Source organism: Alteromonas sp. 76-1 (assembly GCF_900654235.1).
GTDB lineage: Bacteria > Pseudomonadota > Gammaproteobacteria > Enterobacterales > Alteromonadaceae > Alteromonas > Alteromonas naphthalenivorans.
Genome location: NZ_LR136958.1, coordinates 2,820,848 through 2,833,692, shown reverse-complemented (window position 1 = coordinate 2,833,692; position 12,845 = coordinate 2,820,848). Strand labels below are relative to the sequence as shown.

The following is a 12,845-nucleotide window of genomic DNA, read 5'->3' as shown; positions in this document are numbered from 1 at the left end:
TTTAACGGTCTCAAATTTTGCTTATAAAGCGGGCAAAATTTCAAATTGAATTGGTTTATAGCGAAAGTTATTCGATTCGCCCGCAGAGCATGCGGTAAGACCAACAATCATGTCCATTTTTGCTTCAAAAATAGTGTAGTCACCGGCTTTACTCGTAGGCGGTAGCACGGCAATTTTTCCCTCAGAGCTTACGTCCACGTTCATAAAGGTATTGAATGTAGTCCCAATATGATGTGCAGGAATATCGAACTCAGCGAATGCGGCCACTAAGTTGCCATGGCATCCAGGTACCGGTGTTTCACTGGGATAAAAGTGTTTGAAGGTATCCACACTGCAAGGGGTTAAAAGAAAATCGTGTTCTGCCACCGTATCTTCAATGATTTCAAACATCACCTGACTTTCGTTGGAGTAAAGCTTACATCCTGATTTAAAGTGGGTGCTTTCGTTATAATCTAGCGAACGGCCTGACGACATAAACTCATTTTTATCGTGGGCGTTAAAAGCATATAAATCGGCAACTTGTTCCCCTTCAGGGTCAATAACTTTTAGCCGCTCACCTTTATTAATAGTGAATGCTGTGCCGCTTCTTGGTTGAATGGTTTGTCGCATTGCTGCCTCTTTATTTCTCTATTTGAATTAATGTAGATTAGTTTTGACTTGCATGAAAAGGACACTGCCAACGCTTAGGTTGCTGCTTTCCACTGTACTGATATGCTTCTGATTGCTCACCATGATTTTGCAACAAGGTATTTTTTGAACCACAGAAGACTTCGTCTTGCTGACGAATGTGGTCTCTTAAATCTTCAAATTTTCCCTGTTCGCGAAGTAGTTCGAATTGCTCGTGAAGGTTGAACACTAGCGAGGGGCGCTCAAAGCGTCTGCTTTTTCGCTTCGCACCGGGGTGGAGTCCAATGATGAAAAACGCTTTTCCGCCCAAACTAAAACTAAAGTTAGGGCTATGTGGATTTTCGTCTACTTGGTTATCCCAGTCGTGCATACAGGTGTCGATGTCATGAAGTTGCTGAAGCTTGCGCCACATCAATTTATCAAAAACAACCTCACTCAAAATTTCTGGTTGTTCAAAAGTAAGTACCAGCGAGGAATACATATCTTTATCAAGCTCAAAGCGATGAATGAAGTCGTAGATGTCCGTCAAGATGTCGGTGTCATTCGTGTCGCATCGAAAATTATCGTACTGCTTTACAGTGATTTTACCCTTATTTAACGCAGTTTTGGCTCCCACACAGGGGTAATCGGCTTGGTTGATAAAAGCTGATACTTTTTGCTCTAAATCAGGTTTTAAAATCGACATACTCACTCCTTGAACAGTCTTCCCACGATTTTTAAGCCGATTGCTTAATCAACGCTGTATCGTGCTCCTGCGAAGACATTTCGTTTTCAGAAGGCGTTTTTTCGCGCTTTGGCAATTGCAAAACATGAATACCGGCGGTTTCAAAATCTTCATTAATATAACCGGCTTCTGCGTATGCATTTAGCACATCGATACAAGGGTTAACGCCCCATTTTGCGTGGTAACGCTCGGCGTTTCTGACAAAATCTAGAAGGTGATTAATAGGGCAGCGGTAATTGGGGCGCTCTGGCGCAAAAGTCTGCAATTCGATTTGGTTTAATGAAAAACCCAGTGAACGGCAATTGGTAAAAAAGTCTTCGTCATTTAGTCCGAAGCCGTCGTAACCTTCATCGAAACCGCCGGTTTTCTTAAAATCTGTCTTGCTAATAAAAAACACTGTAGAACAAATGCTATCGTCACTAAACTTTCCATGATCATCTTCCTGTTGTCTTGACGGAATTTCGTTATTATCTTCGTCTGGTAATTCTTGGCTTTTAATATGGCATAAGGTGTCGTGGGGAAAGGTCCATTGTGACTCTGGAACGAATGTCACTTTGGTAAATACCACTGAACCTGGACACCATGCGCTCATCCCCTTGGCGATGAAGTTTTTATCTACGATGGCATCAACATTTAGGTAAGCTAAAAGATTACTTTTAGCTTCTTGTAAGCCGCGATTGCGTGCTCTAGCAATCGGTAATGCCCCGTTAGCCACAAACTTATGTACGATATTAAACTTCTCACTTTTCGCTAATGAAAGCGTTGAAGGAGAACACATCCAAACGATGACAAGCTCATCGGGGAGTGGGTTACATGACTCAAGCTGCTCTATAAGCCTGCAGAGTTTTTCTGTACGACTTTTTACTATCGTGACAACGCTGACGGGTGAATGCATGTGAACCTCCTAATTTCCCTTTGGTGAGTGTTTGATAGCTTAACTACTGTCATTGTTATCAAACGTCGCATTAACTGTCTTATCTGTAATGCTTACTTGCAGGTAACTTAGCAATAATTAGACCTTAGTCTAATATATTGAAAAGTTTGGATATTATTTTTTTTAGTGGAGGATGCCAGTGTTTAGGCTTGCAAAGAATTCACTTAGTGTGAATCTATTTCACAGTGTAAAAATGGGGGCGAATGCCCCATTTGGGAAAGGGTTTAATGGTTACTGAGAGGGGATGTTAGCTGCATTAACATTACTGGTTTTCACAGTGCCTAATTGGTCTATAGTTATCTGGTGTGTAGTTACCTGGTCTGTTTTAACTTCAATCTCAATTTCATCTGGTACTGTTTGTAAATATTCGATGGGCTCACTTCGAACACACAAGGTCTTTAAATTAAAAACTTGGCAGCTTCCTTTATAACGCTGCGTGTTGGCTACAAGGTAACTGCATGCCTCGCCCTTAGTTTTTGTTTCGCAGGCTTCAAATGCTTCGTTGTGAATATGACCGCTGTGGGCCAAAACTGTCGTCGAGCATGCCATTGCTAGTAACGTTACCGATGAGAGTAAAGGTAATGTTCCGGGTAGTGACTTGAATGATTTTACACCTACAGACGTCATTAATTTACCTCTATACTGCCTTGTGCACCTTGATAGCAGCCTATAAACATGTTTTCCGCCGCACTTGCTGCATGATAATGGTAGCCTCTTGTATCGTCTTCATGGCCTCTACACTCATCAAGATCATAGTCTTCTTCTCCATTGGCATTTAACATGCCGTAGATGCCGAAGCCATCAAGGGCATATCCCATGAGATTGGCATGATCATCAATACTGGTTACCACTTCGCTACAGCCTAAGGATGCGTGATAATGATAGCCTTCAGCGGGGTTCACGTGGCCACCACAATCGTCAAACGCTGCAATGGTGTTCGCGGCTAATATTTGAGAGACGGGGGCAGGGCCTGCTATCACTACACCGTTTAATGAAACGCCCAAGTCAGCACCAATAGACTCGGGGTTTGATAAAGGGACTGGCGTGACTGGAATTAAAATGGTTTGTTGCATACCACCGTCATAGTAGCTAATTGAGCACTCTACACAGTGATTTTGATATTCTTCGGCTACGTCAGGACGGGCTGCCGCTTCACAGGCTACCTGAGTATTTGTAACGAAAATTTCGCCAGTATCTTCATCGTATAATTCCCAGTCATCGCCATAAAGAGTTTTTACGTCCACAAAGAATTGCCCTTCCAGCTGATATACCTCGCCACTTCCGTCAAACCATATACCGCCTTGGGTGGCATCGTCAGTAATAGTGGACGGGCAGAAAGGCCCTATGTCTGTATTTGCAGGAGCACCGTTGATAACAACCTTGTAGCAATCGGTGGTGGTTCCATCTGTAAGCGTACAAGAGGTAGTGGTAATTGTTTCGGCCAAACCCGCAGCTAGAAAGTAGTCAGGGTTTGGACCAACAATGTTACTGTCTGTGTCGCTATCGCTATCTGAACCAGAGGACGTATCACTATCCTGTGTCGTGGAAGTGCTGTCGGAATTATCGCTATCAGAGCATGCTGATGTGCCCAGTAGCACGAGCATGAGTAGTGCGTAGAATGACGTCTTCATATGTGGCCTCAGAACTGTTTTTTAGATTTGAATGTCTATTGAAATACCAATTCCAAGACTATCGCTAAAATGTGCAGTTTCTGTGCAGGTTCGAAGGGGCTTTAATGAAGATGTATCACAGGCTACTGTACTTTGTAGCCAATGCCATATACCGCGTGAATAGGGCTGATGTGTTCTGCCGTCGCTAATTTGTGGCGAAGATTTTTCATATGGCTGTCGATGGTGCGGTTACTTACCACTCTGCCATCTTCATAGCCAAGCTCCATAAGCTGGTCGCGGGAATAGACTACGCCAGGTTTTGTCATCATTGTTTTCAATAACCGGAATTCTACCGGTGTAAGCTCAATAATGTTGCCATCCACAGCACATTCAAACCGAGACATATCCAATTCAATATGGCGAAAAGTAAGCTTTTCTGATGACAACTCAGTTTGGGTTTGTTGCGTGGTTCGCCGCAAAACCGCTTGTATCCGTGCTACGACTTCACGTGCTGAAAAAGGTTTACAAACATAGTCATCAGCACCTGCTTCTAAACCAATAAGTCGGTCTATTTCATCGACTCGGGCGGTCAACATGATTATGGGTACCATAGAAAAACTACGTAGCGATTTGCAAATGGTGAGTCCGTCCACACCGGGCAGCATTCTATCTAAAATAATGGCCGACGGAGCTTCCTTTTTTACCGTATCAACCACGTGTGTGCCTTCATTTAACACGGTAGATGTGAATCCTTCCAAGGCAAGAAATTCAACTAAAATTTGCGCAATTTTATCTTCATCTTCAACAATGAGTACATGTTTGTGCGGTGTCATTAGTTATTATCCGTAGTGAAATATTTGGGCAATTCTGCCGTAATTTTAACGCCGCCGAGGGACGAAACTGACGCGCTAATTTTGCCACCATGGGCCTCAATAATTTGTTTACTAATTGATAAGCCTAGGCCAGCACCTTGTGTTCGACGCCTACGTGAGGCATCTTCTCTAAACAAAGGTTCAAATAATGCCGCTGCATTTTCTTTCGCAATGCTTGGCGCTGAGTCTTGAACAATAATAACGATAAATGAAGGTTGATCTGAAACCACCAACTCCACGGTACCTGGCGCATCGGTATACTCACATGCGTTAACCAGCAGGTTAAGCATAAGCTGTTTCAAGCGCTGGTGGTCGGCGTTAATGGTGATGTTTGGTGGGCAGGTAAAGGTGAAGGTAAGCCCTTTTGTATCAAAAATATGCGCAAGGCTTTCGCTTTGTTGCAAGATTACTTGGCTCAAATCCACTGACGAGAAATGATAAGAAAGCCCGCCAATATCAGATAGTGATAATTGATATAAATCTTCAACCAATAAAGACAAGCGTGAGACCTCTTGGTCAAACGACGCCAGTTGTTTTTGGTCAAGAGGTCGAATCCCTGCTTTTATCAGTTCAATTTCGCCAGACAAAATGGTGAGAGGTGTACGAAGTTCGTGAGAGATATCTGCTAGCCACTGGCTTTTGGTATTTTTATGCGCTTCAAGGGTATTTCCTAATGTGTTTATATGCCGCATCAGCTCGCCAAATTCATCAGGACGGTTTTCTGGCAAGGTGGTTTTATACTGATGTGCAGTTAGGCCTTTTACGCTTTGTAATATAGCCTTAAAAGGGCTTAGCATGCGCGGCGTAACGCCTAATGCCAGTATAAGCGAGGCGATAAGCGACAAAAGGCCTATAAGGATAATGGCTTGCAGCTGTTGTTCAGAAAAAGCGCGAGCCACATCAGAATCTGGTGTCTTAGGCGGGTAACTGATAAGCCGACCTATGATCTGGCCATTAAATTCGAGCTTTACGCTTACTTCATTTCGTTCGTTTTCGTCTTCATACGACGCTTGCCCCGATACGACGTCCCCAGACGCATTAATGAGTAATGTAGGCGGACCGGCAGATACATCTTCAATTTGATGTCTAGGGGGAGGGAAGCCACCAGGTCGAGGTCGCATTCCAGGGCGTCGATGAGGCATGCCAGTAGGCGCTACACTCTCTATTTGAATGTTATCCCAACTGTTATTATTGCTGCGGTATTGTGTAATAAGCACGCGACTTAAACTCATCAGGCGCTCTCGTTCCTGATTTTGAATGAATTCATTGAAGCCTTGCTCGAAACTCCATCGTGCAAGTGCTAATGAAAGCGACAAAGACACACAGGTAAAGCCGACAAGAATAACAAGTAATTTATGGGATAGTTTCATTCTGCTGAGTATATCTATCCTTGTGCGTTGCTCACAATTGTTTCTGCTTTTATTCCCTTACTTCTACATGTTCTCTACACTGTATCTGCACAATTAACGCGTATGCTGAATGTGAGTTAGTTAATCTTCTTAGGAAAAGTCATGAAATTGTTAAAACTTGTAGTCGTTGCCACACTTATTACTGGAAGTTTAAGTGCATTTGCCCAACAGGGCCGTCCGAATGGACCGCCACCTGAAGCTATTGAAGCATGTGAAGATAAATCTGAGGGAGATTCGGTCTCATTTGAAACCCGCCGCGGTGACAGCGTGGAAGGTACCTGTGAGATGGTTGAGGAGCAACTGGTAGCGGTTCCTGAAAATCATCGCGAACAGCGCTAATTCCCCGCTTTATCATTTCCATACCCATCCAAAAACGTAAACTGGCAGTGTAACAATACACCGTCAGTTTCTGCTTTGTTATTACAGAACGCTCTAACAAAAAAATACCAAATATGGCATACTAGTCAATCATTAAGCCAAGTATTTTTAGCGCGCCCCGTTAGTAAGTTTTTTCACAGCGCATTGGCTTAAAATATTTTATTGGAGGCCTAGTATGCAATACAGTGACGAGCGCCTTAACGAACTAGTAAACGCCAGAAATTCAGAGGTTCCAGACGTATTTAGCGTCCAGTGTGATGGTATTGAACTTTATGTTCACGTTAGCCCTTACGTATGGATCCGCCCTTGGGAAGGACGTGACCACACGGCTTTTTCTGTGGGGCTAGCGCCAGGATGCCCGAATGCATGTCGGTTGTTCGGTAAAATTGATGTGCCTTACTTGCATATTTCGCTAGAGACACTTAAACAGGCCGCGATTAAGCGTGTAACTGAAGCGGGAATATCGTTTTTAACAAAACGAGGCGCGGGGGTGAAAAGCTTTGCTATTCACCCAAGAGGCGGTTTGACGTCAGTAGATGAAAGCCGTGCTTATCAAGATGCTTACGTAAATGGCTACCGCTATGTAGTGCATGTTTATCAGTTACGGAGTGGGGGGCTTGGAAAGCGCTTTGCTGAATGGTTCTTTTTTGGAGAGCCAGAGCCGTCTGTGATCTTGACAAAATTACGTCGTCAGCAAGATAACCTTGCAGACTCGATGCATTTTGAAATATGTCAATTGTCTACGGAACTTCCTAAGTCGGCGTAAATCTTAATTAGTATAATAAACTATGGTTCACTTGTGAGCGTAATCATATCTATATAAAGTGAGTAAAAATCAAGTGGAGAGAGTTGTGAACTCTGAATCGGTAGTTGAACTTCGCAACTATGAAAAAAGCCAGTTAAAACAAGTTAGTGTTATTTCGGGTATTTCACCTAATGCCATGCGAAGGGTATTTGGTGGGTGGATATTATTTGCTGCATTAGTAGGAATAATTGTTTCTGTTGCACCAGATTTAGATAGTCAATTTATTGGTTTAACCCTGTTTGTTTTAGTGGCCTTCACAATCGTAATGTTCTGGCAAAGCCGAATTTCTGAAGGGTGGCCAGCCATTATTTGCGATGACGACTATATAGGTGTGGTACGAGATCCTGTTCTGCGTGAATACGTGTGCGTCAAAAAAAGTATTATTACCGATGCGCAACCTTCATTGATTAAACCCAATAAAAAAGCGGTTGAAATGAGTTTAGATACTAGCGCACTTAGCGAAACCGATACCGCTATTTTGAAACAAGCGGTGTGGCCGCGAGAAGACAAACTTATTGGTCTTGCCCATTTTAAGCGTCGTGAAGAAGCATGCGAAAGCGTAATGTGGTGCGTAAATCACAATACAAAAGCAGTTAGGTCCGTTCCAATACGTCGTGTGCCTACCTAGTTGTAAGCCTTTTCAATATTAAGCCGCTTTATAGCGGCTTTTTACTTTCTGCATTCAGGCTTTTGGCTTTAGCTTCAATCGCGTTAGCAGCGGGTAGTGATCTGAGCCAATATCAGGCAGTTTTCTAATGTCTTCCAGCATAAAGTGACTCGAATGAAACACATGGTCCAATGGCCATTTAACTAGTGGGTAGTGGGCGTGAAACGTATTGAAAAATGCACGTCCTATTCTTGGGTCAAGCATACCGCTTATTTTCTTAAATTTTCTGGTAGTAGGCGACCATGCTACATCGTTCAAGTCTCCAGCTACTATTATAGGCCCGTCTTTTTTAGCTATTTCATGGCCTACCATTGTAAGTTCGACATCTCTGGGCCTAGCCGTTTTGTTCTCAGTGGGGCTAGGTGGCTTCGGATGAAGGAAGTAAAGCGTCACATCTTGTCCTTCCATATCGATAGTGACAAGCATGGAGGGCACATCATCTTCTACTAAATAGTTGAGCTTGGCCGTTTTCAGTGGGTATTTACTGTAAAGATGCATGCCATACAGGTTTTCCAAAGGGCAATGCTGCTGGTGAGGATGAGTTTCGTTTAATGCCGATAGGGCTATTTCCCAGCGCTTGTTAGATTCAAGAGTAACGACGAAGTCTGGATTGGTGTCACGCACATGCTTTAATAGCTTGTCGTAATCTTCATTGGGCATAAAGACATTGCTAGATAAAATACTAATACTCTCACCAGCATCTTGAGAAGATGCTTTAACCACTTCCTTTTTATAAAAGAAGGTATAAGGCAAGATCCAAATAGCCTGGTAAATCGCGCAGGCAATTAATCCAATATAAAGCAATGCGGTGATAAGCGTGTTAAAAGCGGAGAAATCCGATGGGTACATAACCCCTCGGGCAATCAACACTATCACCATTAAGCCAAGTAACTGTAGCCGTGGAAATTCCCATACCCTAACCAACCAATGCTTCGACGGGAGTGAAGGGGCTAAAGTGGCAGCGATAAGCAATATCGCCATGGTGTTCAGTAAAATATTCATTGTCGTTCCTGACTAAGTTGTTTTTTGCTTTGCTGTCTTGCTTGCGAACTCTTTAAACAAGACAAACTCGGCTATTGCTCGATTAATAATAAGTATATTGGTTAATGAATATTCAATTTTCGTTCCGGTTGGGCAAGATGTAAGTAAAAAATGCGCATAGGTCGAAAAGTTTGCAGAGATGTTAACAAGTGATAATTAGAGTGAAAGTGAATTAAGTTGTTATAAATCAGTCGGTTGCTGCGTTGGCTCGAGTTTCGCATTAGCTATTGTGAGTTTCAACAAAGGAGAACTGTTATGAAACGTACATTACTTTCTATACTTGTAGCGACCTCGATGACAACTGCAGCTTTTGCTGGTGACATGGAGACAGATAACAAATGGGAAAAAGGCGCTAAGGATGCGTGGATAGACGGCAAAGCCGAAGCAACACTACTATTCAACGGCAACCTTGATTCATTCGATATCAATACAGACGTAAACAACGGTAACGTTGTTCTGACAGGTAAAGTAGATCATTCAGTTGATAAGAAATTAGCAGAAGAGTTAGTTTCAAATATCGACGGTGTTGTGTCAGTAGACAACCAGCTTTCTATTGTTGAAGAGAAAGACATGGATAAAATGGCAAGCGACATGTCAGATGATGCTGAATCCGAATATGATGAGCAAACGGGCACGCTTACTGATGCCAAAATTGCTACTGTTATTAAAACTCGCCTATTAATGGATAGCGACATCTCTGGTTTCGACATTGATGTAGATGTTGAAGCCGGTAACGTTACACTAACGGGTAACGTAGACTCAGACGCCGAGCGTCAACTTGCTGTCGAAATAGCGAAAAACGCTTCAGATGTGAAAAATGTTGAAGATAATTTGCAAGTTATCACTGAAACAGCAATGAAACACTAAGCAGTTATTAGTGAGACGAAAGGGGCCAATTGGCCCCTTTTTTAATGTTTAACAAACCCTAGAATTCCATAATAACGCGATATATCGAGTTGTGAAGTGACATTTGCGCTTTTTTCGACATGCCGTTTTTTCGCAGCAACATGTAGTATTTTCCCATCCAGTTTACAACTTTTGTCTTACAACCTTTGACGAATTTTCTTTCTAACCCTTGATGCGTATACTCTTCGCGGTAATCAGGTAGCAGTAAGAAATTTGGAACACAATGTGCAATACAAGTTGTAATTAAGTTTTTAAGTTACAACGTGCAGTAGTCATTTAGAACCAACGCGTTCTTACATGGATAAAAGCAAGTTAGTATAAAAGGAAGTGAATGATGAAAGTATTAAATTGGTTAGTTTCAGGTGTGTTGATTTCACTGCTTATTGTACTTGCAGGTGTGTTAACAAATAACATGGCTTATGTAGGTAAAGCGAACGCTGATGATTCAAACAAAGCCCATCACGCCACTATCGTAAAAATAGAGCGCATACTTGCTCAGACCGAGTTCGATGTATCTCAGAAGCGAGATTTATTACGTAAAACACGTATTGAGTTTTACCTTGCAGAAGCAAAGCAGGCGGACTTACGTAATTGGACATTTAAGCGTGATGATTTAATCGACCGCGCAAAGAACATTTTAGTCCATCACCAAACACAGTTTACTTCAACAACTACAGAGTTTGCGAGCATCTAAGCTCGCCAACTCTGCTTCATTTAATCTAGTATTAGTAAGTGGTTTAAAGCCCGCGTTGGGTTTCCAGATAAGTAGCAAAGCTGCCAAGCCAGTGACTTCCCATATAATGCATATCGTTTATCACAGCATCGACTCCCGCTACCTTATGTGATTGTGCTGCACTGTTAATTGCTACAACACGCTTATCGTCTGACGGCAATGCAGAGGCAATACCTTCAAGCATCCATGCACGACTTAAATTTAAACCATCTAGATGCGCAAGTTTACCATCACTTTTATCCACTACAGTGGCTACGTTTATCCATGAACCATCGCCATCAATAGGAATGCTGGGTAAAAAAGCAGACAGCCATTTTGCATAACGCTCGCTTGAATATACTCGGCGCATCAAGTCAGCTTCTGCAACACACGGTGATAAGAAGTCCTGGCCTGATGGTTCGTAAGCTAGCGGGCAATTCACGTCATTGGCATATAACTTTGTGATGGTTTTGGTAAGCAAATTTTCAAATGCAACATCGCCAGCCGTGCGGCTCCAATCTAACATAAGCCCGAATGCAAACGCGGTTTGACTATGTTCGCCCACTCGAATAGGAAATGAAAGCTTAGGGAGCCAATCTGTTACGTTGGCGACGATTTTTTTCTCAAGTGGTAGTAGGGTGGTTAGCCACCGTTTAGCTTCGGGTGAATTCCACTCACGTAATTCACTGGTTAATTGTAAAAACCAAGCAAGCCCATAGGGACGTTCAAAGCTTGTACCTGTACCCTCACGGTTAAAGTAAGCGACTTCACCCGTTATATTTTCTTTGGTAAAACTGGTATCGAGGTGTTTTACAATGTCTTGGTAGTGTGGCGTTTCTGGATATTGACTGGCGATTCGGGTTAGTAACCAGTGGCCATGCACAGACGAGTGCCAATCAAAGCAGCCGTAAAACGCGGGATATAGCTGTTTAGGCGGCTTAACATGTTCGGCCCCTGTCATCATGTGTTTTATAATATTTGGATACTCTTTATGAACACAGGCTAAAGCAAGTTGCGCAAAACGGTTTACTACCGTTAAGTCACTCGATGAGGCCTTTGTGTCGGCTGTGTTCGCCATCAGTGATGGTGAAACTAGGGTGAGAACGAGTATAAGCTTAGGGAGCAAAGTCAATTTCATAAAATAAATGCCAATGTGTTTTTAAGAATGAAAGTGCCAAGTTTTTTTCGAGGGTAAAAATAACTCGGCGGCAAATAATAAGGCTAGTCTTTAAGACGGTTATAAAGGCTTTGGTAATGACGCGATATACGCCTCAACAACGGCTTTGACGAACACTTGGCAAGCCTCTGCCGTGTTAGGGTTATACTCGCCATGATTGGTAATGTTGTTTGATAGAATACGAATGCCAAGAAAAGGTACGCCATAAGCATGGGCAATTTGCGCTGCTGATGCTGATTCCATTTCCTCTACGCTGGTACCTAGGTTTTTGTGAAGCCATGCAATGCGGTCAATTTCGTTATTCCAAAAATTACCGCTGCCGATGGTGCCTTTCACAACGTTTCCACTTTTGTGTTCCTTGCTTAACGACATCGCGAGCTTAAGTAAGGTTTCGTCACCGGCATAAAAGCGAATCTTTTCAGCATCTGACGCACTATCACCTTCACCCGCACTGCCTTCTGACGCCATTAAGTCCATTGGGATCCACGTAAGAGGACGAGAGCCTTCGCCCGCTTGTAGCTTAGGGGTTTTGAAATTACTCGCGTTTACGCTTTTTTCGCCCAATACGATATCACCAACGTTTAGCTTAGGATCGTGCCCACCGGATGTACCCTGATTAATAATGATTCTTGGTTGGTAGCGACTTATACCTATAGCCGTTGCCGCAGCAGTGTTCTCTAAGCCTTTTCCTGTTTTGGCCACCACGATAGGGTGCCCGTTTAACGTCCCTAAATAGAAGGTGGCGTTACCTGAATGTTCAATACGAACGTCGGTTAAAAGTGATGCGAAGTACTCTGCTTCAATTGGCATGGGTCCTTGAATCATGATTGGCGCTAATGGCGTTTCAGAAGCGGCTACTATTACACTTTTCATGGATGATTCAGCCATGCTGTTAAAGCAAAGTAGCGCAAAAAGCGCGGAAAAAAGAGGAGCGGTTATTTTCATTATTATTCCGTTGAAGTAAGCGTGGTAAGTAAAACTAC

General features: G+C 42.9%; 15 protein-coding genes. 5 read left to right on the top strand and 10 right to left on the bottom strand.

From position 1 onward, the window contains the following. Positions 1-21: 21 nt before the first annotated feature. The 7 genes from ALT761_RS12295 to ALT761_RS12260 all read right to left on the bottom strand — a co-directional run bounded on the left by ALT761_RS12295 (position 22) and on the right by ALT761_RS12260 (position 6,137). Positions 22-609 (bottom strand): DUF1989 domain-containing protein, encoded by a 588-nt coding sequence (locus ALT761_RS12295; RefSeq protein WP_129739063.1) that lies wholly within the window; start codon positions 607-609, stop codon positions 22-24. A gap of 37 nt (positions 610-646) precedes the next feature. After that, the gene (gene gntA / locus ALT761_RS12290) at positions 647-1,312 is read right to left on the bottom strand and encodes a guanitoxin biosynthesis heme-dependent pre-guanitoxin N-hydroxylase GntA (RefSeq protein ID WP_129739061.1); all 666 of its coding nucleotides are present in this window, start codon (positions 1,310-1,312) and stop codon (positions 647-649) included. Between the two features lie 31 nt (positions 1,313-1,343). Next, the gene (locus ALT761_RS12280; protein WP_129739059.1) at positions 1,344-2,246 is read right to left on the bottom strand and encodes a glycosyltransferase family 2 protein; all 903 of its coding nucleotides are present in this window, start codon (positions 2,244-2,246) and stop codon (positions 1,344-1,346) included. 270 nt (positions 2,247-2,516) lie between these two features. Further along, complete coding sequence (locus tag ALT761_RS12275; protein WP_129739057.1) at positions 2,517-2,912, bottom strand: hypothetical protein; 396 nt, start codon at positions 2,910-2,912, stop codon at positions 2,517-2,519. After that, positions 2,912-3,916 (bottom strand): YHYH protein, encoded by a 1,005-nt coding sequence (locus tag ALT761_RS12270; protein WP_129739055.1) that lies wholly within the window; start codon positions 3,914-3,916, stop codon positions 2,912-2,914. Before ALT761_RS12270 ends, ALT761_RS12275 begins: the two co-directional genes overlap by 1 nt. A 122-nt stretch (positions 3,917-4,038) precedes the next feature. After that, a complete protein-coding gene (locus ALT761_RS12265) occupies positions 4,039-4,728 on the bottom strand; it encodes a response regulator (protein ID WP_126873418.1) in 690 nt (229 codons plus the stop codon). Next, positions 4,728-6,137: an ATP-binding protein gene (locus tag ALT761_RS12260; RefSeq protein WP_129739053.1), complete on the bottom strand. Its 1,410-nt coding sequence runs from the start codon at positions 6,135-6,137 to the stop codon at positions 4,728-4,730. Before ALT761_RS12260 ends, ALT761_RS12265 begins: the two co-directional genes overlap by 1 nt. A 141-nt stretch (positions 6,138-6,278) precedes the next feature. Here ALT761_RS12260 and ALT761_RS12255 point away from each other — a divergent pair, with 141 nt between their 5' ends. The 3 genes from ALT761_RS12255 (at position 6,279) to ALT761_RS12245 (ending at position 7,987) form a co-directional block, all read left to right on the top strand. Then, on the top strand, positions 6,279-6,515 hold the full coding sequence (locus tag ALT761_RS12255; protein ID WP_129739051.1) for a hypothetical protein: 237 nt from the start codon (positions 6,279-6,281) through the stop codon (positions 6,513-6,515). 214 nt (positions 6,516-6,729) lie between these two features. Beyond that, positions 6,730-7,320 carry a hypothetical protein gene (locus tag ALT761_RS12250; protein WP_129739049.1) on the top strand — a complete coding sequence of 197 codons (591 nt, stop codon included), beginning with the start codon at positions 6,730-6,732 and terminating at the stop codon, positions 7,318-7,320. Between the two features lie 85 nt (positions 7,321-7,405). After that, a complete protein-coding gene (locus ALT761_RS12245; protein WP_129739047.1) occupies positions 7,406-7,987 on the top strand; it encodes a hypothetical protein in 582 nt (193 codons plus the stop codon). A 54-nt stretch (positions 7,988-8,041) separates the two neighbouring features. Here the strand turns inward: ALT761_RS12245 and ALT761_RS12240 are convergent, their stop codons facing one another. Next, positions 8,042-9,028, bottom strand: coding sequence for an endonuclease/exonuclease/phosphatase family protein (locus ALT761_RS12240; protein WP_129739045.1), 987 nt, complete (start codon positions 9,026-9,028; stop codon positions 8,042-8,044). 294 nt (positions 9,029-9,322) lie between these two features. On the opposite strand from ALT761_RS12240, the gene ALT761_RS12235 reads away from it, so the two are divergent. Together ALT761_RS12235 and ALT761_RS12230 are read left to right on the top strand one after the other, a co-directional pair. After that, the gene (locus tag ALT761_RS12235; RefSeq protein WP_129739043.1) at positions 9,323-9,934 is read left to right on the top strand and encodes a BON domain-containing protein; all 612 of its coding nucleotides are present in this window, start codon (positions 9,323-9,325) and stop codon (positions 9,932-9,934) included. Positions 9,935-10,304: 370 nt separating this feature from the next. Continuing rightward, positions 10,305-10,667, top strand: a complete 363-nt coding sequence (locus ALT761_RS12230; RefSeq protein ID WP_232043446.1) for a hypothetical protein — start codon at positions 10,305-10,307, stop codon at positions 10,665-10,667. A 43-nt stretch (positions 10,668-10,710) separates the two neighbouring features. On the opposite strand, the gene ALT761_RS12225 is transcribed toward ALT761_RS12230, so the two are convergent. Continuing rightward, entirely contained in the window at positions 10,711-11,763 is a 1,053-nt protein-coding gene (locus ALT761_RS12225) for a DUF2891 domain-containing protein (protein ID WP_129740629.1), read from the bottom strand. A gap of 159 nt (positions 11,764-11,922) precedes the next feature. Next, the gene (locus tag ALT761_RS12220) at positions 11,923-12,807 is read right to left on the bottom strand and encodes a 5'-methylthioadenosine/S-adenosylhomocysteine nucleosidase (RefSeq protein WP_129739041.1); all 885 of its coding nucleotides are present in this window, start codon (positions 12,805-12,807) and stop codon (positions 11,923-11,925) included. Between the last annotated feature and the right edge of the window lie 38 nt (positions 12,808-12,845).